The sequence below is a fragment of the Synechococcus sp. MU1642 genome, assembly GCF_020514115.1.
GTDB lineage: Bacteria > Cyanobacteriota > Cyanobacteriia > PCC-6307 > Cyanobiaceae > Parasynechococcus.
Window position 1 is genome coordinate 1 of sequence record NZ_VTKZ01000007.1, and the last position, 20,544, is coordinate 20,544.

31 protein-coding genes and 1 pseudogene are annotated in these 20,544 nt (G+C 51.5%); 18 read left to right on the forward strand and 14 right to left on the reverse strand.

Going from position 1 to position 20,544, the window contains the following annotated elements; all coding sequences use genetic code 11:
* The first annotated feature begins 175 nt into the window (after positions 1 to 175).
* Positions 176 to 382, forward strand: a complete 207-nt coding sequence (locus FZZ85_RS07900) for a YqaE/Pmp3 family membrane protein (RefSeq protein ID WP_115081635.1) — start codon at positions 176 to 178, stop codon at positions 380 to 382.
* A gap of 7 nt (positions 383 to 389) precedes the next feature.
* Here the strand turns inward: FZZ85_RS07900 and FZZ85_RS07905 are convergent, their stop codons facing one another.
* The 5 genes from FZZ85_RS07905 to FZZ85_RS07925 all read right to left on the reverse strand — a co-directional run bounded on the left by FZZ85_RS07905 (position 390) and on the right by FZZ85_RS07925 (position 2,739).
* Entirely contained in the window at positions 390 to 632 is a 243-nt protein-coding gene (locus FZZ85_RS07905) for a hypothetical protein (protein ID WP_226413897.1), read from the reverse strand.
* Between the two features lie 42 nt (positions 633 to 674).
* Positions 675 to 842: a hypothetical protein gene (locus FZZ85_RS07910; protein ID WP_226413899.1), complete on the reverse strand. Its 168-nt coding sequence runs from the start codon at positions 840 to 842 to the stop codon at positions 675 to 677.
* Positions 839 to 1,474 (reverse strand): DUF389 domain-containing protein, encoded by a 636-nt coding sequence (locus FZZ85_RS07915; RefSeq protein WP_226413901.1) that lies wholly within the window; start codon positions 1,472 to 1,474, stop codon positions 839 to 841. The genes FZZ85_RS07910 and FZZ85_RS07915 overlap by 4 nt, the downstream gene beginning before the upstream one ends.
* 133 nt (positions 1,475 to 1,607) lie before the next feature.
* Positions 1,608 to 2,402 (reverse strand): prohibitin family protein, encoded by a 795-nt coding sequence (locus tag FZZ85_RS07920; protein ID WP_226413903.1) that lies wholly within the window; start codon positions 2,400 to 2,402, stop codon positions 1,608 to 1,610.
* Between the two features lie 103 nt (positions 2,403 to 2,505).
* Complete coding sequence (locus FZZ85_RS07925; RefSeq protein WP_226413905.1) at positions 2,506 to 2,739, reverse strand: hypothetical protein; 234 nt, start codon at positions 2,737 to 2,739, stop codon at positions 2,506 to 2,508.
* 612 nt (positions 2,740 to 3,351) lie between these two features.
* Between FZZ85_RS07925 and FZZ85_RS07930 the strand changes: the two genes are divergently transcribed.
* A complete protein-coding gene (locus FZZ85_RS07930) occupies positions 3,352 to 3,645 on the forward strand; it encodes a hypothetical protein (protein ID WP_186494653.1) in 294 nt (97 codons plus the stop codon).
* Positions 3,646 to 3,651: 6 nt separating this feature from the next.
* On the opposite strand, the gene FZZ85_RS07935 is transcribed toward FZZ85_RS07930, so the two are convergent.
* The gene (locus tag FZZ85_RS07935) at positions 3,652 to 3,948 is read right to left on the reverse strand and encodes a hypothetical protein (RefSeq protein ID WP_226413907.1); all 297 of its coding nucleotides are present in this window, start codon (positions 3,946 to 3,948) and stop codon (positions 3,652 to 3,654) included.
* A gap of 107 nt (positions 3,949 to 4,055) precedes the next feature.
* Here FZZ85_RS07935 and FZZ85_RS07940 point away from each other — a divergent pair, with 107 nt between their 5' ends.
* The 4 genes from FZZ85_RS07940 (at position 4,056) to FZZ85_RS07955 (ending at position 5,915) form a co-directional block, all read left to right on the forward strand.
* Positions 4,056 to 4,544: a hypothetical protein gene (locus FZZ85_RS07940; protein ID WP_226413909.1), complete on the forward strand. Its 489-nt coding sequence runs from the start codon at positions 4,056 to 4,058 to the stop codon at positions 4,542 to 4,544.
* A 154-nt stretch (positions 4,545 to 4,698) separates the two neighbouring features.
* On the forward strand, positions 4,699 to 4,905 hold the full coding sequence (locus FZZ85_RS07945; protein ID WP_226413911.1) for a hypothetical protein: 207 nt from the start codon (positions 4,699 to 4,701) through the stop codon (positions 4,903 to 4,905).
* An 81-nt stretch (positions 4,906 to 4,986) separates the two neighbouring features.
* On the forward strand, positions 4,987 to 5,271 hold the full coding sequence (locus tag FZZ85_RS07950; protein WP_226413913.1) for a hypothetical protein: 285 nt from the start codon (positions 4,987 to 4,989) through the stop codon (positions 5,269 to 5,271).
* A gap of 326 nt (positions 5,272 to 5,597) precedes the next feature.
* Positions 5,598 to 5,915 (forward strand): DUF3288 family protein, encoded by a 318-nt coding sequence (locus FZZ85_RS07955; RefSeq protein ID WP_226413915.1) that lies wholly within the window; start codon positions 5,598 to 5,600, stop codon positions 5,913 to 5,915.
* A gap of 570 nt (positions 5,916 to 6,485) precedes the next feature.
* On the opposite strand, the gene FZZ85_RS07960 is transcribed toward FZZ85_RS07955, so the two are convergent.
* The gene (locus FZZ85_RS07960) at positions 6,486 to 6,689 is read right to left on the reverse strand and encodes a hypothetical protein (protein ID WP_226413917.1); all 204 of its coding nucleotides are present in this window, start codon (positions 6,687 to 6,689) and stop codon (positions 6,486 to 6,488) included.
* Positions 6,690 to 6,810: 121 nt separating this feature from the next.
* Complete coding sequence (locus FZZ85_RS07965; protein WP_226413919.1) at positions 6,811 to 6,981, reverse strand: hypothetical protein; 171 nt, start codon at positions 6,979 to 6,981, stop codon at positions 6,811 to 6,813.
* Between the two features lie 142 nt (positions 6,982 to 7,123).
* Here FZZ85_RS07965 and FZZ85_RS07970 point away from each other — a divergent pair, with 142 nt between their 5' ends.
* On the forward strand, positions 7,124 to 7,396 hold the full coding sequence (locus FZZ85_RS07970) for a DUF3303 domain-containing protein (RefSeq protein ID WP_226413921.1): 273 nt from the start codon (positions 7,124 to 7,126) through the stop codon (positions 7,394 to 7,396).
* Between the two features lie 834 nt (positions 7,397 to 8,230).
* On the opposite strand, the gene FZZ85_RS12205 is transcribed toward FZZ85_RS07970, so the two are convergent.
* Positions 8,231 to 8,368: a DUF1651 domain-containing protein gene (locus FZZ85_RS12205; RefSeq protein ID WP_226414129.1), complete on the reverse strand. Its 138-nt coding sequence runs from the start codon at positions 8,366 to 8,368 to the stop codon at positions 8,231 to 8,233.
* A 55-nt stretch (positions 8,369 to 8,423) separates the two neighbouring features.
* On the opposite strand from FZZ85_RS12205, the gene FZZ85_RS12090 reads away from it, so the two are divergent.
* From FZZ85_RS12090 to FZZ85_RS07985, 4 genes and pseudogenes are all read left to right on the forward strand, one after another.
* Positions 8,424 to 8,558 (forward strand): hypothetical protein, encoded by a 135-nt coding sequence (locus FZZ85_RS12090; protein ID WP_255616095.1) that lies wholly within the window; start codon positions 8,424 to 8,426, stop codon positions 8,556 to 8,558.
* An 83-nt stretch (positions 8,559 to 8,641) separates the two neighbouring features.
* Positions 8,642 to 8,749 (forward strand): annotated as a pseudogene (locus FZZ85_RS12210) (arsenical-resistance protein); the annotation flags it as partial.
* Between the two features lie 13 nt (positions 8,750 to 8,762).
* Positions 8,763 to 9,155: a chromate transporter gene (locus FZZ85_RS07980; protein WP_370631162.1), complete on the forward strand. Its 393-nt coding sequence runs from the start codon at positions 8,763 to 8,765 to the stop codon at positions 9,153 to 9,155.
* Positions 9,156 to 9,220: 65 nt separating this feature from the next.
* Positions 9,221 to 9,670, forward strand: coding sequence for a hypothetical protein (locus tag FZZ85_RS07985; RefSeq protein WP_226413923.1), 450 nt, complete (start codon positions 9,221 to 9,223; stop codon positions 9,668 to 9,670).
* A gap of 11 nt (positions 9,671 to 9,681) precedes the next feature.
* Here the strand turns inward: FZZ85_RS07985 and FZZ85_RS07990 are convergent, their stop codons facing one another.
* Positions 9,682 to 9,882 (reverse strand): hypothetical protein, encoded by a 201-nt coding sequence (locus FZZ85_RS07990; RefSeq protein ID WP_226413925.1) that lies wholly within the window; start codon positions 9,880 to 9,882, stop codon positions 9,682 to 9,684.
* On the opposite strand from FZZ85_RS07990, the gene FZZ85_RS07995 reads away from it, so the two are divergent.
* The 3 genes from FZZ85_RS07995 (at position 9,858) to FZZ85_RS08005 (ending at position 12,370) form a co-directional block, all read left to right on the forward strand.
* Positions 9,858 to 10,463 carry a hypothetical protein gene (locus tag FZZ85_RS07995; RefSeq protein WP_226413927.1) on the forward strand — a complete coding sequence of 202 codons (606 nt, stop codon included), beginning with the start codon at positions 9,858 to 9,860 and terminating at the stop codon, positions 10,461 to 10,463. The genes FZZ85_RS07990 and FZZ85_RS07995 overlap by 25 nt on opposite strands.
* Positions 10,456 to 11,835: a virulence-associated E family protein gene (locus FZZ85_RS08000; RefSeq protein ID WP_226413929.1), complete on the forward strand. Its 1,380-nt coding sequence runs from the start codon at positions 10,456 to 10,458 to the stop codon at positions 11,833 to 11,835. Before FZZ85_RS07995 ends, FZZ85_RS08000 begins: the two co-directional genes overlap by 8 nt.
* Before the next feature lie 400 nt (positions 11,836 to 12,235).
* On the forward strand, positions 12,236 to 12,370 hold the full coding sequence (locus FZZ85_RS08005; protein WP_114987765.1) for a high light inducible protein: 135 nt from the start codon (positions 12,236 to 12,238) through the stop codon (positions 12,368 to 12,370).
* Positions 12,371 to 13,221: 851 nt separating this feature from the next.
* Here the strand turns inward: FZZ85_RS08005 and FZZ85_RS08010 are convergent.
* The 3 genes from FZZ85_RS08010 to FZZ85_RS08020 form a co-directional block, all read right to left on the reverse strand.
* On the reverse strand, positions 13,222 to 13,380 hold the full coding sequence (locus tag FZZ85_RS08010; protein ID WP_226413931.1) for a metallothionein: 159 nt from the start codon (positions 13,378 to 13,380) through the stop codon (positions 13,222 to 13,224).
* A gap of 115 nt (positions 13,381 to 13,495) precedes the next feature.
* Positions 13,496 to 13,822, reverse strand: a complete 327-nt coding sequence (locus FZZ85_RS08015) for a ferredoxin (RefSeq protein WP_226413933.1) — start codon at positions 13,820 to 13,822, stop codon at positions 13,496 to 13,498.
* Between the two features lie 26 nt (positions 13,823 to 13,848).
* Positions 13,849 to 14,595, reverse strand: coding sequence for a phycobilisome rod-core linker polypeptide (locus FZZ85_RS08020; protein WP_226413935.1), 747 nt, complete (start codon positions 14,593 to 14,595; stop codon positions 13,849 to 13,851).
* A gap of 157 nt (positions 14,596 to 14,752) precedes the next feature.
* Between FZZ85_RS08020 and FZZ85_RS08025 the strand changes: the two genes are divergently transcribed.
* From FZZ85_RS08025 to FZZ85_RS08035, 3 genes are all read left to right on the forward strand, one after another.
* Positions 14,753 to 15,160, forward strand: a complete 408-nt coding sequence (locus tag FZZ85_RS08025) for a hypothetical protein (protein WP_226413937.1) — start codon at positions 14,753 to 14,755, stop codon at positions 15,158 to 15,160.
* Positions 15,161 to 15,426: 266 nt separating this feature from the next.
* Entirely contained in the window at positions 15,427 to 15,795 is a 369-nt protein-coding gene (locus tag FZZ85_RS08030) for a hypothetical protein (RefSeq protein ID WP_226413939.1), read from the forward strand.
* A gap of 976 nt (positions 15,796 to 16,771) precedes the next feature.
* Positions 16,772 to 17,014, forward strand: coding sequence for a hypothetical protein (locus FZZ85_RS08035; RefSeq protein ID WP_226413941.1), 243 nt, complete (start codon positions 16,772 to 16,774; stop codon positions 17,012 to 17,014).
* A gap of 38 nt (positions 17,015 to 17,052) precedes the next feature.
* Here the strand turns inward: FZZ85_RS08035 and fldA are convergent, their stop codons facing one another.
* Positions 17,053 to 17,568, reverse strand: coding sequence for a flavodoxin FldA (gene fldA / locus FZZ85_RS08040; protein ID WP_226413943.1), 516 nt, complete (start codon positions 17,566 to 17,568; stop codon positions 17,053 to 17,055).
* 1,627 nt (positions 17,569 to 19,195) lie between these two features.
* On the opposite strand from fldA, the gene FZZ85_RS08045 reads away from it, so the two are divergent.
* A complete protein-coding gene (locus FZZ85_RS08045; protein ID WP_226413945.1) occupies positions 19,196 to 19,444 on the forward strand; it encodes a DUF3104 domain-containing protein in 249 nt (82 codons plus the stop codon).
* Positions 19,445 to 20,544: the final 1,100 nt, after the last annotated feature.

A 20,544-nucleotide genomic window follows, 5' to 3' on the forward strand; every position in this document is an offset into this window, starting at 1 on the left:
GCCATCGGTTGATCTGGAATCAACTAACGATTCAGATCAACTGAATCGGAAAGCCCCCTCCTCGGAGGGGGCTTTTTGTTGTGCATGCAGCTCTTATCTTCCGATCTCTTCACTGAGGAGCCGTCTGCACTTTGACCGGCGATTGCTAGACAAAAGCACGTCAGTGATCGTTTTCATGACCTGTGGCGACATCTTCCGGATCATCATTGCTCTGTTCATTCCACCCCTTGGTGTCTTCACCCAGGTGGGATTGACCCAGCCCTTTTGGATCAACCTGGTGATCTATCTTTTTGCTGTAGGCGGTCTTGGTTTTCCGGTGTTGTTCGGCATGTGGCCAGCCGCTGTGATTCACGCCCTGTTTGTGATCCTGACCCGCAAATAAACACGTTTTAGCAATTTGGCTCTGAACAGATTTCAGCTTCAGTGGAATCTCCTGCTTGATTGTTTGGTTGATCTTCAAGCAACTGAGCCGGCGCGAGGGCCATTTCTGCCTCGTTGAAAATTTGCTCGAGCTCAACCTCTAAGTTCACTTCATTGCCTTCCACCACACTCACGTTGATGCGTTGCACCTGCATCCGTAGTTCAAGGCCGGGGAATTGCCCTGCAAGTCTGCTGTTGATGGTGTCTTGCATGTTCTGAACCTGCTTGTAACTCGGCAGCTTGGGATCGACGGATCACACCACCTGGAAGCTTGGGGCTTGATTTTGTTCCCAGTAGTTGGGCCAGTCGAAAACGATCTTTTCGAGTTCCACGGCGTCGTTCGCGCCAAAGCTCAGCGTCTCATTCTTCAAGTAGTAGCGAATCTCAGATTCAATCTGTTTTTGGGCAACCTCCCGCTTCACCTTGAATCGGTGCTCATACCTTCCATACAGCTCTTAACCCACAACACGGCCATACCCAATGCCAACAGCATTGGTAAGCGAGAGCGTCGTCCTCGCCTGAGTTTCTCGCGGAAGTACGGCTCACGAATTGCCAGCACTGCGATCCCACCAATCAGAATTCCAAGCAAGTTGGCGGCATAGAGCAGGGCAGGCCCTTGGGCGTTGCTGATGTCTGGGCCGGAGAGCATCAATCCCATCACGCACATCGGTGGCACCAAGGCCACGGCAATCGCCGTGCCGGCCATAGAACGCACGGCACCGGGGTTGACCTTGGCGTAGGTCGCGATGGCATCTGCCGCCAGGGCGATTCCCAGATCAAACGTGTTCGGTTCAAGTCGGGCGGCGATCTGTTCTGGCAAGGCCATGACCACAAGCACGCCATGACTCCATGCGATCCAGCCCAATCCCATAGACAGGATCAAGGTGATCCCTGCTCCGGCCGCAAGGGTGAATAGTGATCGGGACAACAGCCTGGCATGCTCGATCAGAATCGCGAACACCGCCACCCTCAGCGGCAGAATCCAGTGGGCCAAAACCATGGCCCGAATGAAGACCGCAGAGTTGTTGGCCAGTAATCCCAAACTGGCGATCAAGTTGGCACCAATCGTCAGAACGATGAAAGATTCGTTGAGCCGTGCTTCTCAGTCGTAACTGCGGTGCAGTTCCTCGACACGATCTTGATCTTCGAGAAGCGATTGTTGATCAACAACCACGGCAGTCGTTCGTTCAGCTGCGTCGCCCCACAATTACTGGAGGTGTGTTGCCGTTGCTGCCCGGAAGGGCCGGTACAACCTCCGTTTGCCCATCCCACTTATCGAGGAACAGCTTGTAGAGCACCTGATCATCAAGGCTGCGGTTGAGGGTGTCGTAACGCAGGGCTTCTTGTTCAGCGATCTTGACTTCGGTCTGGGCGCGGAGCAGTTGCTGCTCGGCAATCTGTTTCTGTTCAATGGCGGCGCGATATTCCTCTGCAATTTGCAGACCTGTGAGGTCCAGACCGCGCACTTCCACGTAATCAAATTTGTCCAGCTCTTCGGCGACTGTGCGTTCCACCAGCGCGGAGATGTCGTTCCATTCGGTGGCAATGGTGACAAGCTCGTACTGGGAGAAGACCGACTTCAGTGCTTTCAGCAATGACGGCTGAATGATGCGCGGGTAAATCTCTCGGTCGTTGCCGGCGATCGTCCGGTAGATACGTCCTGCTTCGTTCGGGCGAACGGCATATTTCACGGTTGCGGTTGCTTCGATCACCTGGAGGTCTTTTGTGAGGGTGGCAAATTCTTCCGGTTTGACCTGGGTGCGCACATCAAAGGGATACACCGATTGAATGAACGGCACCTTGAGATTGAGGCCGGGCAGTCGTGATCCCCCGCTCACTTTTCCCAAGGTGGTGACCACCGCCACCTTGCCGGCAGGAACAATGAACAGAGCCTGCCCCAACAACAACAGCGCGCTGAGAACGACGGCAACCACAACGGCGAGGCTGTTGGCGGGATCGTTGATCCGTCGTGGGGTTTGCATGGTTCGGCAAGATCCTGATCTGATGATGTCGCGTTTGCTCGTGCGTCGTTGGCTCAGTGACCTTTTCTCCGCCAAACCGACACCATCAGGATCCGACTGATTTCTAGTTCAACCAGAGCGACTTAAAGGCCCTTGGATAGGGATCTCGCATGGTCATGGAGGTCTCGCGGATGAAGGTGATGCACGCTTTAGACCCGTCGAACACCTTCGCTTTGATCATCATCTCCATGGCTTGCTGAAGCGTTTTTCCTTCTTCGAGGCTGGTGTCGATAATCTTCACCGCTGTGGCGGGTTCACAAGGGCCCAGTTCCAGAGCTCGTGCCGCAGAGGAGAGCACGCTAGAGCAATGGATAGAAGCAACACTCCGTTGAGGGCATGCATCTGGCCGGGACCCTGTGATGGATGCACGAAGCCTATGGCGTGGGTCTGCATAGACCTGACTCTTTTCTGACTGAGTTGTTTTCTGATCTCACTGGCCTGGGGCAGAGCTGAAGCAGTCTCAAGCTCATCGAAATGCGTCGGATCAGTGAACAAAGTTGTGCACCTATGGCTCACCTCCGCCGCGCAGACAAGCTCCTTGGGTATGAGAGCTCTCCAGACTGATATGCCTTGTGATTTAACAAGGCATAAAAAAACCTCCGTTGAACGGAGGAATAAGCCAAGTAATCCCCATCACCCGGCTTTTCTATAAGTGTAGTGCTTCTCGTCAAGTTTGTGCAGCTGATCCACCACATCTGGTGGATTGAATTTCACAAAACACTGCTGAGGGGCAGCTTATCCACAGGAGAGTGGAAAACTTTGGCAATCTGCGTTGTCGCCGTTTCTTCAAAAGGCCTGCAATGACTGGTTCGTTCAGGTAAGCTGTGGATATCCCCATCACCCGGCCGCCCGCTTGTGGCGGCTTTTTTGTGCCCGTGCTGCCAGTGTGGACCTGTATTCCACAAGCCCTATGACGGTGAACCGGGAGCAGGCCAGGGATGCTCTGGCGACACTTCTCGAGGTTTTCGCGGGGCCGAACTACTCAGGCGCGTTGCGCGATGGTGATCTCACCACCCGCCTCGAGCGATGCACCGGCTGGGTGAAGGCTGAAGCCTCGGAGGCGGCATCCCTGATCGAATCATGCGTCCCTCACGGCAAGCCGATGCTTGCTCAGGCTCAGCAACGCCTGGCTGTTCTGGAATCGTTGAAGACGTTGCAGGAGGTTGCCGTCAACCATTTCGGCCCCCTCGACGATCCCAGCTAAGGGGCGTCAGTCGCGACGCAGCCAAGGCGAGGCTTTGCTGAACCAATCGCCGAGATCATCTTCTGGGTGCTCAGGGTCGTCTGGATGACGTCGCCCCAGGTCGAGATCGGCCATCAAACCGTCGAGGCCTTGTTGTGTGCCTTCCCGTTGAAAGCGCTGCGCTCTGCTCGCCCACGTGCTCACGCTGCGATCGCGTTCGGCGAATTTTTGAAGGTAGACGCGTTCCTGAAGTGACACGAACTCACCCTGAGCCAGGCGGCTGCAGATGTTTTGCAGCTTCAATCGTGTCGATGTGGTCAGCATGATCGATTCAACTTTTTCAGGTGATAGGGAGTCCCGACCATGGATTCAGTGGCCCAAGGCACCATTTGTCGCACGGGTGCATGGCCTGGTTTTCATATCGTGACGGGATGGATCACGAGGAAACCCTGCGCCTGACCCCCATTGCATCGGACTCGCCCTGGTTGGAGCGCTGTGGCACTTTGTTGCGTCCGCAGAGCGACCCTGCATTGTTCGGTCCAGCGGACGCAGATCTGTACTTCGCTGCAGATGGTCAACCACGCTTCTACGTGATGCGGATCCGCCGCCGGCCTCCTGTGCTCAAGTCGATGACGCGGCACCATCGCGTGAGTCAGTGTTTGGGGTCTGCCGATGCACAGCCCTGGTGGCTGGCCATGGCCCCCTCAACGGATTCTGGCTGTCCGCCACACGCATCCTCGATCGCTCTGATCAAGTTTCAAGCCGGTGAAGCCTTCAAGCTGCATCCGGGAACGTGGCATGCAGGGCCTTTTGTTCAGGAGCAATCAGCGCTGTTTTTCAACCTTGAATTGAGAACAACCAACGAAGATGACCACAATTCGCTCGTGTTAGCGCAGCTTTTGCGGTTGAGCCTGATTTAATTGCCGCGGCTGTAACGGGATGAACAGCGCAACTGGGCTTGCATGGCCTATATTTATTTTGTAGCAATTGCTACGAACGTTCACTTCGCTACACAGCGAAGCGCAGTTCGACTCAGGGCATGGAACGGGGCCTGAGCTTTCTACGAGGAACACCATGAATGCTCTTGGGCTTCTGAAGCAGCGCGAATTGCGCGTGCAGCTCCGCAACAACTCCAAAAAGGCCGTGGCTCGCGGACCTGAATCCAGCGACTACACCTCTGCGCATCTCTCTCCCGTCAAACTGGCGAAAAAGAAGGTCGCTCCAACTCAGTTGAAATACCGAGGAGTGACCTACGAGTCAATGCGTGCCAATTGGCTCTGACCCCTGTTTCATTCAAGGGATGAAGCCCCACTTTGGTGGGGCTTTTTGTTTGGATGGACTGATCGTCTGTGCAATCCGACAGTGGCCTTTGATGTTGCGACTACCGGATCAATGTCTTACCTGGATGTAAGGGATCAACTGCCATCGATTGACCCTGAAAATCTTTCGCCGCAGGACGTGCTGACCATTCTTCTGCATCTGTTCCAGCAGCAGCCTGGGTTTGTCGACCGTGGCCATGAGGTTAATAATAAGGAGACAGCTTGGCTGAATGGCTTTCTCTTTCGTCTTCAGAATGATTCCGCGGCTGAGCGTTTTTCTATTGAGGAAGTTGGCTCAAGCGTCGACAAAATCTCTGCTTTAAGATGATTGCAACAGCTGATCAAGCGATCCCAATATGTTTCTGTTGATCCCGCACATAACCCGCGTTCTCCTCGAGCCTTTGTCCAGTTCGAGCCAAGCGCATGTATGCAGTTCAAGAGCTGACAGTTGAGGGATGGTCCGATCGTGCTGAGCACTCTTCAAAAGACAATGCCTTCTGGCATGCCCGTGCCAGAAGTGATGCTGATGGACAGACGTATCGCCTGATCAGTGAGGAAAAGCACGTTGTGTGCCTGCTCACCAGTCGTGGATCTGAGTGCTGGGAGCTCGACTAATTTGCTGCTCCGGTCGCCCTCTTCAGGCATGATCGGTTGATGAACGACGACATTCAACAAACCCATCCGCTTTACGCCATCGATCGCGACCAGATCGATGCTGTGTTGGGTCATGAGGGCGCACCAGGCCCGCAGCAGTTGACAACGATTGCCGCGTTGTTTTCTCGATATGCGGATTTTCCTGGCGCTGAAGATATACGCGATGATCTGCAGAAATGTCTCACGCTGTGGGGGCTATCTCGCGATGAGTTGAATCTCAAGACGCGGGAAATCTGGGAAAGTGGTTGGCGACCTGGGCAGGATCCTGTGGCTGAGGGTGTTGGTTCTGGGGCTGATGTTGAGGATGCAGAAGCTTGATGCTTGTCTGCATGGCTCTTTCTTTAGGTGTTGAAACGTGAGCCTGAGATGAGGTTGGGCTTGTGATGTTTCATTGGTGAGCATCCAAAGAGGAAGGCCGCCCTTCCCGGTGGAAAGACGGCCTAACTCGCTCGTTTGTGCATTGTTCAACCCATCACTTCAGCTAAGGAAAGAAAGGGTCGAAGCTTCTGGCTCGAGGCGCCCTGGGGCCATGGACTCGAGGTGTTGGGTCGTTTTCTCCGAGGGCACCTGAGACGGTGCAAGTGGAGCGTCGATTGGCGTGGCGGACCTTTGCGTGCCCACCAAAGGACCAACCCAGGTCATTTTTGAGACTGTTGGAGCAGGGGCCAGAAAGTCAGTTTGCTTCTTCGGTCTGCTGGGGTGGAGTGTCGTCCGTCATGGGCTCCTCCGATCTCGATGCCCATAGTTTTGTGCCTTGAGGGCACAAAGTCATCAGCATTAAGGCGCATTGCCTTGAGGGCCTAAACGATCGATTGTTGGGGTGGCGTGCCTGTGCGTCGGCTGAAGCATGGTCTTGGTCTCGCGTGAATCCGGGGGCAAGTGATCTCATCAGATTTCGGTCTGTTCAGCGACGCCCATTGATGCCCGTTCTTCCTCCGTAAGGTATTCCTCAATGAGTGGGGAGCATTCCTCCCTCTGAACGGCGGCGATCTCTCGTTCGATGTTCTGGATGAAGAACTCGTTCCCGTTCCGCTTGGCCACCGCAAGCACACGCTCGAGGCGTTCGAGTTCCGCCTGCTGCTCGTTGTTCATTTCATGGCATGTCACTCGGCGCACACGCTGGCAGAGTTGGATCAATAATGCTGAAAAAGCTGGCGAGATGTGTTGCTGAACTCTATGGATTTTTGCTCCTGAGGCTTATGTCAACACCCGCTTAAGCAGCCTCTGAATTCGTGTCTTCATACAACGCCTTGAGCTGATCAAGCTCAGCCATCAGATATTGAATCTCAAGCCAGTCCGTCGAAAGGTCAATGGCGGTTTCGAGGCGGTCAATCTGACGCTTGAGAAGCTCTGGCATTCCGCCATCTCGCTGCATGGCCCCCATGTAACCGCGCTTGACGCTGGATGCAAGACGACTGTTGACGAGGCCTGGGAGCGAAGGCTTTGCCGCGTTCCATCGCTTCGTATTCGCTCTCACAGACCATATGTCTCAACCGTGGGACTGTTTGTTGGCTTCAACCCATCCAATGACCTTTTTGATGCACTGGTCTTTTAAGACCGGCTACCACGAGATTGCTGCCAAGAAGTTTCTGGCAACGGGTGCGCCCTTCCCGGAGTGCAAGTCTTGGAAGCGCTTCCATGCACCTGGATCGGTCGAGGGCTGGATCCTCGTGGAGGCAGACAACGCTGATGCCTGTTATGAGCACGCTGCGGAGTGGGCCGAGTGTCTCGATTGGGAGGTCACTCCAGTGCTGACAGATGAGCAGGCTGGCCCCCTGATCGCCAAGGCCTACAACTGATCGTCTGTTTGGGTCGATGCCTCTCGTCTATGCGGGGGGCTCGTCACCCCATGGGATTAATTCTGAAACTTCTTCGTCAGATTGGAGTTGTTTGGACGCCCCCTGATGGATTCGCACCACCGAACTGCTGCCGCTACTGCAATAGGTCAACCGTTCCAGATCAAAGGCAGTGACCAGGAAAGTTCCCTGAAGCTCTGGGGAAGTGCGCAGATTGGTGCGCCAGAGGAATCCAACCCCAAGCTCACGGCGTCACTGATTAAGCGTTAGCAGCAGATGCAGCAACAGCAGTAGTCAGCGAGCTTGAGGGAGCACCCACAAAAATGAGCTCACATCGACGAACACAACAATTTCAAAGAGCTCGCATTGAGAGATGTCTGAGTCTTAAAACAATGCATCGATGAATACTTGAAAGATCCGAATAAAACCTTAAAAGAGGTTGTCTCGAGTTTTGGTCTCCTCAAGACGACGAATAAGGCTGCTGACAACCGTCGGCAGCCTTATTCGTTTGTCTGTGAATCGAGACTACAAACACAGTTTCTCAAACGAAATCCTATAAGTGAACTCGTCGCGCGCTTATGCGAGCTGCTCGACTGCGAATTCGTGAGCAATCCTCACCTCACGGATTCGCTCGAGTTGAACTTTAAATCTGAGTTGAATGCTTTGACGCGCCCTTTGCTCGCATAGTTTCCACGCATTCCTTTTCGGGGCCTAGCTGCCCTAATTGGGCACATGGGTAAAATCCAAACGAACCACTACAACACATCGTCAGACGACGAAAGCTGATGTCATCCGCGAAAGCCATTACGAAGGCAGCAGAAAGACAGTCAAAACGGCCTAACGCACAGGCGGGGGGAAGCGTCTCCAGGCCGTCTTCCGCATCGTCTCCCAAGCATCAATGGCGTTGTGCCGCAGCATCCGCCTACGAGTCATCGGCTCAGGCGGGCGCGACGGAACGTAGCTGTACGTCCTGATGGCTAGCCACTGCGCGTGAACCGCCGCCGATCAGGCTCGAAAGGAAATTCGAGACATGATTGATGCCACCTTGTCAGTCATCATGCGAGAGCATGATGTGGATGAAAGCTTTGTGATTAAGGAAATCAAGGATTATCTTTCCGAGACTGATTCTTCCGGCCAGGGAAATAATAGTTTGAAGGTTATTTAATGCTCCCCAAAACAAGTGTCAAGGAGCGGCGGCTTTGGCTCAGTAGTGAACATAATTCGTTCGAGAGCGCAAAAAATCAGTGCGATTCGTCTGCCGCCTTGGTCACGGTTGTTGGCGTGCTGGTGGAAGTTCTGGTGATGCTGTCGCTGGTGGCGATTGCCAAACGGAACCGACGCCTGTTCCCTGCTTGAGAGGAGCAGCGTGATGCCCGCTCCGCTGCAGGTGTTCGTTCAGTTCTTCTTGTTGGCGCTGACCTCCTTCGGTGGCCCCGTGGCGCAACTCGGTTATTTCCATGAGCGTTTTGTGCAGCGGGAGCGTTGGATCACCGCTGAGGCCTACGCCGATCTCGTTGGGCTCTGCCAGTTGTTGCCTGGACCCTCGAGTTCCCAGGTAGGCATGGGTCTGGGACTGATTCGGGCCGGGTGGCTTGGCGGGTTGGCCGCCTGGGCAGGGTTCACCTTGCCTTCGGTTGTGTTGATGCTGCTGGCGGCGTCGCTGCTCTCAGCCCATCCCAGTTGGATCGACGGGGGCTGGGTGCATGGCTTGATGGTGGCGGCTGCTGTGCTGGTGCTGTTGGTGCCTCGCGTCTGGTTCTGAGAGGCGGGGGAGTTCACTTAGCTGCAGTCCCAGAGTTGTAGAAAAGAAGTACCGAGCCTCGATCCATGCTCCTTCTCGCCAGCCTTAGCGGGCTGCTCTTGGCCGCCGGCTCTTGTGAGTTCCTGATCCCAGTTGGTGGGGACGGCAATACGACCGTGACCAAGCGAGTGGATCGACCGAAGGTGTCCCCTTTTCTGCTGGCCTTTGGCCGTACGAACTGGAACACGGATTTCGTCGTTGATAAGCCCTATCGCAGCTACAAGCTGTTCTTCACAGCGCAATCATCAGAACAGGCCACCTACCCAGTTGAGGCTTACCTCAAGTTCAGCGATGGCTCGAACCTCCAAGTGGTCAATGAATCCATGAAGCCGGCAATCGGTACCGGCAACATGTTTGGCCCTTTCAGATCACCAGGAGGCAAAGCGGTCAGCCAGGTGAATTTCAAAGTTGGTTCTTCACTAGAACCAGAAGCCTCAGGCTTTAGCTATCGCATTGCAGTGCAGGGCTGCCGGTAAAAAGGCTTTCCTCAGGAGGAAAAGACCTCTTTCTCTAGAGCGTCGAGGCGTCTGAGCACGTCTTTCATCACGCCTTTGGCGCGAGGGTCCAGGGTCTGGATTTGATCGGTGAGGGATCCGTCTGCTGAGGCACCTGGCAGGCAGCTGAGAACGCAGCCACGGATGTAGACGGAGACGTTGGTGCCGCGTGCAGCGAGATACAGATCTCTCACGGTTCAAGCTGCTTTTCGCTCCTAGCCCGGCGCAGGTTGACCAGGCGATTGATCAAGGGCTGACCGCCGGACATTTCCATTTCAACGAGAGCACCGGAGCGGGCGAGCAGCTCGAGCAGTTTTTCTCTCCTGGACGGCAGGTGATCGTGCTGGGAAAACACTGGTCGTCAGGCGGCCACTACTACTGGCCTGATAGCAGCGGCCCTGAGGCGTTGTCAGCTCCACCCAATTTCTGGTGGGACACCGTTCTTCAGCTGGCCATCGACAACCACCAAACGTCAGTTCCAAAGCACCGCACCGTGAGCACCGGGCGCAGTGATTGGCATCGGCTCGACGATTGCCCGGTATGCCATCGCAATTCGAATGTCATCTGCGCGCTGCACCGCGACGGCAGAACTTTGCGCTGCTTTCACGGCCAAACATTCGCGCCGCCGCTGGAACTGAAAAAGGGTCAGCTCGCCCCCGGCACCCAGTGGGCTTTTTCAAAAACTCAGCAGGTGGATTTCGGGACCTTCTCGGTCTTCGCCCTGCACCAACCCAACAACCATCAACGACTCCGGGAGTGGCTGCGGAATGGCTGAACAGATCGTCAAAGTCAGCCTGCTGCCTGAAGGCTGGAACACCTTTATCGACAGGGATGGCAAGGAACAGCGCATCAGGCTGGCGCTCGAGTTTGGGGACCTTTCGGTCCTGCTGAAGAAAGCCCTCAAAAAGCGATGGCGCTTCAACCTGCTCACCAAAAAGATCGAGCTGGATGGTGTCGCCGTTCCGGTTGCCGAGATCGACCAGTTGTATGTCGCGCTCTCGGAGCGTGGATACAAGATCGATCAGAGCAAGGCCAAGGCCGCTGCCAAAACAGCGGCCATGGCCAACGCGTTCCATCCAGTCACGGATTATCTGAACAAGGTGGCGAGCGATGGCGGCATCGCAGCCGTCGACCTCAACAGCGTGGCCAGCACCTACTGGAACACCACCGACCCGCTGTACGACGCGATGGTGAAAGCCACGCTGATCGGCGCTGTCCGCCGCATCTTTGAACCGGGCTGCTCACGCCGCAACGTCCTGGTTTTCCAAGGCGGGCAGGACATTGGGAAGAGCCAGGGAATCATCGTTCTCGCCAGCCCTGCGTGGCACTCCGACACCCATCAGGAGAACCACAAGGACTTCCTGATGGCGATCCACGGTTGCTGGATTTTTGAACTCGCTGAACTCGACAGCATCGTTTCCAAGAAGCAGGCCGGAACGCTCAAGAACGACATCTCCTCCCCGAAGGACTACATCCGCGTTCCGTACGGCAGCTCCCATGACTGGTTCGCTCGGCAGAGCGTCTTCATGGGCACAAGCAACCGCACTGATTTCCTGCGCGACGAAACGGGCTCATCTCGGTTCTGGGTGGTCCAGCTTCCGCACGATGCGGACGCTGGGTTCGTCATTGATCTGAAAAGGCTCCTGAGGGATCGGGACGGAATTTGGAAGGCCGCCGTTGAGGCGTACCGGCGAGGCGAATCGGACAGGCTGACCTTCGAGGAGCAGGCCGAATCCAACCGGCGCAATCTCAACTTCGAGGTGGATCACCCCTGGGAGGACACCACTGCTGAATGGTTGGAAAAGCTCCCGACCCTTGGGAGCGCCCAGACCCTTTCACCAGCGAGGAGTGCTTCTACCTCTCCGGTTGCGCTGGCAATCCGATCGAATGGCGACACGCCCGAGCCGATGACTTCTTCAAGCCGTTGGATCAAAAAGTCGCCGTCGAGGTGGGCAAGATCCTGCGCCGCCTGGGATACGAGAAGGACAACCATCAAAGCAGCAGCAAAAGCGGGAAGAAACGGCGGTGGCGACCCTCAGGTGCCTCACGTCGGCGCACCACACCTGAGGCGGGCCAAACCCCAGCAAGCGACAGCGATGCGGGCGAAGCGTCTCAGGTCTCAACTTCTTTTCATCAAAAAGATCTGAACCAAGGGGAGCCCGTGGCTGCCGCAGCAACTGTTGGGAAAACACCTGAGAGATCTGAGAGGCGCCGCCACCGCATCCCGCAGCTCGAGTTCCCCGATGCGCCGTTTTTCGGCCGACCGTCTCCCAATACAGGAGATGGTTTCGCCCCCACAAAGTCAGATCGCCAAAGAATTTCGCGGAGCAGCCGATCAGGCACATGCTCCAACCTGTACTCCAAACCCCCGAGACAGTGGCTGGCGCAGGCTGTGAACTGACCTGACTTCGTGTTCGCTCGGGAGGCTCCCAAGAGCTGTCAAAACCGCATAAGGCTCAGAGGTAAAGCTTGTGGAGCTGGTTGATTCATTTGGCACAACAGAAGCAGAAGAGGGCCTCTAGGGTTGTTAAGCTTTTTAACAATGCTATGGACAGCAAGTTCGGCTTCTCGTCTTTCGCTGAAACCTGGAATGGCCGCCTGGCAATGATGGGGTTCATCATTGGCCTTGGCACTGAGCTACTCACCGGTCAAGGGATCCTTTCTCAGATCGGGATGGGTTGATGCCCAAAGAGGAAATTGATGTCTGGGTACCCGAAACACGTCTTGGGTACTTCAAGCTCTTTTACTTCGGGATGCTTGTGGCAGCTATTTGCGTCGGTGGGAACACAGCACTTGGCTCCCTTTGGCCAACCATGGCTGTTGGATAATGATCCGAGAGCTGACACCTGTTTTCTGTTGGAGGTATCGACTAGTCCTCAATAGACATCACAACAATGCCGCTGCTCATTTGAAACTGCTCTTGGCAACATCTAAAGCACGAACATCCGACCTACATTTCATACTTTGTTCGGAAGTTTCAGTCGCATGGGCCTTCCATCCAATGGTTTCTCCAATAACCATTGGGCGCTGAGTGTCAGCGTTACCATCCCGCGCCGACACAGCAAGCAACGGCCTGGCTCCTCTTATGAAGGGGAGGAGTCAGATCAGCGTTTTCAGTTGCCGAAACCTTTCAGCGACTCATTTGGTCGCCGCTGTCGCCTCATTGGAACTGCACTGAACGCCTGGCAGAGGCGATCATTTCTTCGGAGGTTCCTTTGCTGGGCACTTCCACCCAATGGTTAGGCAATGCCATTGGGCGCTGGAGCGACCTGACTCCCTTTCTTTCCGGTCGGGGGGTCAGTTCAGCGTTAAAAAGCCTTCAAGACCGCCTTATCGCCTGTGTCGACTCCTAAAGAACTCCAACGCGTGAGCTTCTGAACTACACGAAAGCCAACGGAGATGAGCTGGTTGGGCTCGCCGTAGAACTAGCTGAAGACCCCAGTGGAGGCGTTCAAGTAAGAGTGCTTATGGATTCAAATGTCGTTAGCGGGGTAACAGTGGTCCCCCTGCAACAAGGCGGCTGCTGCGACTAATCAGCAGCAACCACAACTAGAGCAACATTGCTCATCACCGGCATGACCATCAGCACATGGCTGAGAGCAGTAAATCTTGCCTTCTTTCTCGATGGCTTTTTCCGGATTAACGCTGCAGCCACAGGGTTCACATGCGCATGGGTGGTTGGTGGTTTGCATGGCGTTGACAAAGTATTCCCACCTTTATAGATCAAAAATCAATCGACGCATCCCTCAAACATATTCATAGTATCGTATTTCTTCAATCAAGGAAGAGCCAAAGTATTCAGATAGTTCATATCTCTACGCCGTCATCACGATGCTCAAAGTCTACCCAATGAATACAATCAACAGGGCAGGTATCAATCGCCTCCTGGATTCGATCTATTGAATCGCCATCTTGTCGCACAGCACGGCAGCGACCTGTTTCTGGGACCATAACAAAAGTATTAGACGCCACATGTGCACAGTAACGACAACCAATGCAATCAGACTCGTCAACCCAAACTGCTTTTTCACGCAATGCTCCGCCCAAAGATGGCTCTAGCCCAGTGCGAAGACCACTGCAATTACCTGATTTAGGCGAGAAAGCTGCCCCAACTGATTTTTCCGAAATGTACATAATTCTGGTTTGACACAATCTCTAGCTCAAATCGTGAACATCTGGCGGAAGACTAAAAGAATCAAGGAAACACTTCCAATGCCTAAAACAAACAAGAAAACAAACCAGAGTTTAAAAAGACGACCCTCAGGCTTTTCATAAATCAGACGGGATACCGTCATTGGCCGACTGATTTTATTGAGGGCATCTACAGAGATCATTAATCCGTCACGAATCAGTCGATCACGCCAACTTTCTCCATAGCGAGGAAGTCGCTGGTAGATAGGCATCTCTCCTTGAGAGCGTCCTGGCAAAATACGATTTACTTGATCGGGGATTCCATCAATTCCAAATCTCTCAAAATACTCAGGAGATTCCAAGATGTCATCAACAAAAGCTGCAAATCCCTGTTCGGCAATAACAATGGACCAAGATTTTACTTCATCTAGTCCGTAAACAGGACGACCAAGGACACGGCCTATGACCTGCTCAACTACTCGATCGTTCCCATTGCATTCGACGTAGCCCCTATAAAAACGATCCGAAAGTAGAAGTCCTCTTATAAAATCTCTTACGGTGATAGAACCTGACCTAAGCTGTGATTCTAAAAATCGATCACGATCACATCTCATTGCATGAAAATATATCTGCCGATAACACCTTTCAATTATTTCTGACGACAAATCAGGTGCTCGATCCAAACAGGGTTGACGAGAAGCTGATATTGAGTCAACTCGAGAGTTTTGACTTGATGGCTTGAATGGCAAGCGAGCCCTGGCAGAAAGGGAGGCCAATTAATCTGAAGTGATATTGCATTATTAAAGACATTAAAAAATTACTGGCAAAAACAATGAATACCTCTATCGAAGATAATCAAGACACCCCGCGATTGCAAAAGGCATATTATAAAGACCATTTGATACCACATTAGGTAGTTTTTAAACGTCCAATGTGGCAACGCTCTTTAATGATGGTTTTGATCATCACGGCAAATTGGCTATGGCGTTGAGCGAATTTGAAATTGTGATAGGTGGGCTTACTTCAATTCCAGTTGTGGGTGGACTAATCTTTCTTGGATATAAGTCTTTAGGCGAAAGTTCTTTAGATACAAGCAAACTTAAACCCAAAAAAAAGACAGCAGTCGCAAAGGGAACACCCACACCTGACAAGAAAGACCCTGGAGCAAAAAGCCAAAAGATAGAGAAAAATATTAATACGACTAGCACTAACAAAGAAGAAGCTTCTGCGGGAGAACAGCCAAAGCCAGCTAAGGAGAAAACTTCAATATCAAGCAAAAATCAGCCTGAAGACAAATCAAAAGTGATGCCACCAAATCAAACAACCAAACTGGAAAAGTAGGAGATATCAATAAAGCCAAGCAGGAAAACATGTAGATAATATGTCTGATCAAGCCAAGCCTTCTCTGCTTAATATGAGTAGCGATTCAGGCTGCCAGTAGAAGCATAAAATATACGATCTGCATGTAACAAGATAAGCATTCAGTCTCCATTATTACTACCCAATGAGATCGATATTCACCTTGTAAAAGCAGCATCGAGGACATGAATTGCTATCAAATTATTTCATGAGGAAGCCGGAGCCAACGAAGATATGATTTTATACTAATGGACATTCTCAATGTTCTTGTTGGCGTTACCGCGATCTTCTGGATTGCCGCTGGAATCAAAACACATAGCGATTGGATTCAATCGATCTTTGTCAATGAGAGCAAAAAAATCCGGCAACAAATAGAAATAATTAGTGAGTTTGGCTACGGAGCACTCAACACACGCAACACACTTGAGGTCAAGAAAGGACTGGTCTTTGCCTATTGGGACAAGCCCCTTGGAAAACAAAAAAACGAGGGGACTCCTGAACAAATGCAAAGTCCACTCATTTTTCAGCTGGTATCACTAAACCTTATTGCTTGCACATCAATTGCATTATTAATAGTTCTGGGCAGAGGTCTTTTCTCAATACTAGGTCTGATTTAAACGCACCTAAACTTTAACTGAAGTCTTAGACCTACTAATAGTTCTAACGCTCGATGACCACAGGTCAAAGCGAATAATGATGTCTCACTTTGTCTAGGGCATAGTACCAAACATTCCACAACATATCTGGCGTGCATTTGGATGAAGCTATTACCTCATCTGTACTGCACTTAACTCATGGCTAGTGAGACAATTTTTTTGGAAGTTCTATTACAGCACTTTCATCCAATGGAGTGATGACCATTGGGCGCTGTTCAGGGACTAACTCCTCTTCTGAACGGGGGGAGTCAGTTAAGCGTTACTGGCGCCTGAACATCGAAAAGTGATATTTCCCTGTGCGATCTGCTCGTGCGGTGTTCATCATGTAGTCCAAGCCAGATCCTGATCCATGGTTCCTTTAGTGCGGCCAATCGCTGGCCTAGTACTGGTGTTATTTCACATCATCTACGGGACTAATCCTCAGAGCTAAAGCAAAGATACGCATTAATAGGCATATTTAACAAAATTCATAAGACTCATTTGATAATTACCTCTACATCATCGGATTAGTACTCAACTACAGCAGAGGTAATGATGTTTATGGAAGTTCTTCCGTTAGGGCTTTCCATCCAATGGCCTATCCACAGTCATTGGGGCGCTGGAGAGTAACTGGCTTCTCTTCTTCAGTGGTAAGCCAGTTCAGCGTTGTCTGATTATTGACTCCACCACATCGAAACATAGGCAACGATCATTTAGCTACTGCCATTGCCTCATCACGACGTAACAGCATCCATCCACAAAGCCATGCTTGTTGCGGAGCCTCGGAACCTCCCTCCAATGGAGTGATGACCATTGGGCGCTGATAACACCACTGGCTCCCTCTTTGACGATGCAGGGAGTCAGATCAGCGTTATTTGACTGCTGATGTGATGAGCCTAAAGACACCTAGTCATCCTTCTTTTGCAAAGAGTATTTTGTCTACAAAACCCAAGAGGTTATGAAGCGTTCATTGAAGATTATATTTATTTTCTCTCTCTACACACTTATGTGTAGCGGAGTTCTTACTATAGCCATTCGCGAGTCCACAAGACAGCCAATTGGCCTATTAGTGGTAAGCATGGCATTGACCCCAGCCTTTGTTGCTGTTTTTGGCGGCTTACCTGTTAATTTTTTAGAGGAAAAATTTAAAATGAAGCTTGATAATAATTCAACTGGTAATGAGGGAGCCAAAAGAAGCTGACTAAGCTTCATGATAGCGTATATTGCACTCACAGTCTTTTATATAATCGCCTCCTGCATAATTAGCCTGGACCAAGACTGAAGTCGCTCATCGGTTTTTTCGGATTCATTATCTTCATCTAATGGGAGGCCGCAGAACATGCCGTCAACAACGCTTTTGGAATCATCAAAGATATATTGCTCAACTGATACATGGCCGATCATCCGACCTCCTGCAGATTCGAATAATCTATAAAGCTCTTCCATTGCATCACAAAAATACTTGCCGAAGGCCGCAGAATCACCTAAACCTACAATCGCAATAGGCTTACCTTTTAGGGATAAATGAGGAATATGATCAATATGCTCGTCCCATGTTGTACCTGATCTCTTGGTTTCAGAACCCGTATTCCACGTTGGAGTACAACAAATGAGTGCCTCAGACTCTTCCAGCTCTTTTATAAAATCTATTCTATCAAGGTCTTTTAATTCCGATCCAGGCAATAGCACTTTCAGCCTTTCCGCGATGTCTTCTGTATGACCAGTTGCAGACGCATAAACAATGGTAAAGCGCATAGAACTAAGGCACCCAGTCAATAGTAAATATCAGCTTTATGCCCCTTAATCTTATTTGACATATCGAAGTCACGCAAAGCACCTATACGACTTATTTTTGCTTCTAAGGCACACAGCTTCCACCAATGATTAGGAAAATTTGCCAGATACTTGATCAATAGGATCCGGGCTTTCAACCTACTTAACTAAATAAATTATAGCCAAACTCTTCACTGAAAAAGTAATATTGAACGATTTTGCGTTGCAAAGAGGAGGCCGCCCCTCCCAGGTGGAAGAGACGGCCTAGCTCGCTCGCTTGTGCATGGTTCAACCCATCACTTCTGAAGAAAGAAAGGGTCGAAGCTTCTGGCTAGAGGCGCCCTGGGGCCATTTGCTCTAGAGAATGGGTCGTTTTCTCCTAGGGCACCTGCGACGGTGCAAGCGGAGCGTCGAATGGCGTGACGTATCTGATGTGTACCTAACCAAACGACCAACCCAGGTCATTCATGAGACTGTTGGAGCAGGGGCCAGAAAGTCAGTCTGCTTCTGAAGTCTGCTCGGTTGGACCGTCGTCTCGCATGGACGCCTCCGATCTCGATGACCATATTTTTGTGCCTTGAAGGCACAAAGTCATCGGCATTAAGGCGCATTGCCCCTTTGATGGCATCTACGCGAATGTTGGGATGGCTTGCCACAACAGGTTGATGCAAGCTTTGGGCACTGACGAGAAGCACAGGCTCCTGTGTTTCAGAGGAGGAGTCGGTTCAGAGTCTTCGCTTGCCACAACATTGGTGTGCCTCATTTAGTTACTGCCACTGCCTCATCTGAACTGCACTGAACCCCCAGCAGGAGCGATGGTGTCTACGGAAGTTCAGTCGCATGGATCTTCCATCCAATGGAGGGGCAATTTCCATTGGACGCTGTGTGTGTCTACGCTTATCCAGTCCGGCGTTGACATAGCAAGTGACGGCCTGACTCCTCTCCTCAACCAGAAGAGTCAGTTCAGCGTTTTCAGTCGTCGAAACATTTCAGCGAATCATTTGGACGCCGCTTTAGCCCCATTGGGACGGCACACGATGCCTGCCGAGGCGATAGTTTGACTGGAGCGCAGCACAGCCTCCATCCAATGGAGTGATGACCATTGGGCGCTGATAACACCACTGACTCCCTCTCTGACGATGCGGGGAGTCAGATCAGCGTTTTGACTGGTTTCGACGACTCATTTGGTTGCCGCTGTCGCCTCATCTGAAAGAACGCAGCCCACAACAGGGGCGATTGTTTCTTCGGAAGCTTCAGTCGGATGAGCCTTCCATCCAATGGTTTTTTTGTTTTAACCATTGGGCGCTGATCAGAAGCTGACTCCTTCATTCGCAACCGGGGGAGTCAGTTCAGCGTTTTGACTTTCTTCGACGACTTATTTGGCCACTGCCACTGACTCATCTGTATCGGACTGAACCTTGGCAGGGGCGATTATGTGTACGGACGTCCACTTGTATGGACATCCATCCAATGGTTTGCACTTAGCCATTGGGCGCTGGAGCGACCTGGCTCCCTCTCTGGCGAGCGGGGAGTCAGATCAGCGTTATTTCATAGGCAGCTGCAACTCGTCTAACTGCCAGAAGCAGTAGAGATCTACTTGAAAAGGTGTATGTCAATTGATCATGCAAGTGGCGCCTCAACGCCCAAACCAGATCCGGTCTTTCTCCATGTCAAAGCGGGAATGGCAGTGATAATCCGGAACACTGACAAGACCTGGCGCATGGCTGACGTCATTAACGTTATTGGCAGCGCCAAAAATCCAAAGGTTCCAAAGTTTTTCCAGGTGACATATGTGGATAATCACGTCACCAACTGGGTCAATGCTGACCTCGTGACTCACATCGTCCCAAGGGTCTGAAGTGCCGGCATACACAGCGTATGAGCAACCTCCTGCACCTCGAAACATTTCAGCGAATCATTTGGACTCCGGCATTGCCTCATCTGAAGAGAGATCACTCAACGAAAAAGTGATTATGTCTTCGGAGTCCCCAAGCCTCCATCCAATGGCGAGCCGTGGTCATTGGGCGCTGACAAGAAAGCTGGCTTCTCTTCTGACCGGGAGAAGTCAGTTCAGCGTTATCTAACTGGAGGCAGGCAGCACCTGAAGGTCTAAGACCTAAGAATCATTCCTTAGCCAGATTTCACAACTCCGAGCAGCGCAGACACCCCAAATGACATGAAATCGCAGTGATAATAATTAGTTATTTTCTATTGTCCTCCAACAACTATCTTTGACCAGAATTACCAACTCAGTCGACGTGGCTTATTCAAAGGATCAGTCACCACTAACCCAAGAACCCTTATGCTATAGATTTACCGATAAAAATCTTCCCTCTTGAGCGGTGTCTTCCGCTCGTTACTCTTAACATAGAAGAACGCCCCTGCGGCAACGCACAAGAGCGGTAATGCAGTAAAAAGGAGAAGGGCAATAGCGGTGAAGTCTTGATGCATAGCAAGAGAAATTTGCTACACATTAATTTCTAAAATCAAGATAACTATGTCGAACTATACCCTGCCTTGAACCAAAAGATATTGCACGCTGTTGGTCAATAAGAAAAGCACATCTTAATCGTACGCAAAAGCCAATCACGCACTTCATTGGACATCAATAAGCTTCCTGTAAATCACCAAAAAATAAAAGACGAAGCATACGCATTAGTAGCTTTGCAAGTTAGAAGATATACATTTGACAATATCTAGACTTATAGAACTAACTTTCCTTGTCTTTACACCCTTGTCGAAAAGACTCCAAATCTTGCCTTGCTCTCAAGTAAGCGATGAGACGTTCACAACTTTGAGATTCCATCCAGTTCGCTTCCGAGGCAACAACCCTTGCATAAAGTGCACGCTCGGTTTTGGTTTCAAAGCGGACTACACCTTCTTCCAAGGGTGCATGGACGAAATAATCCCAATTAGGCTCAACCACCTTCAATAAAGCACTAAAAGCAATCTAAATAT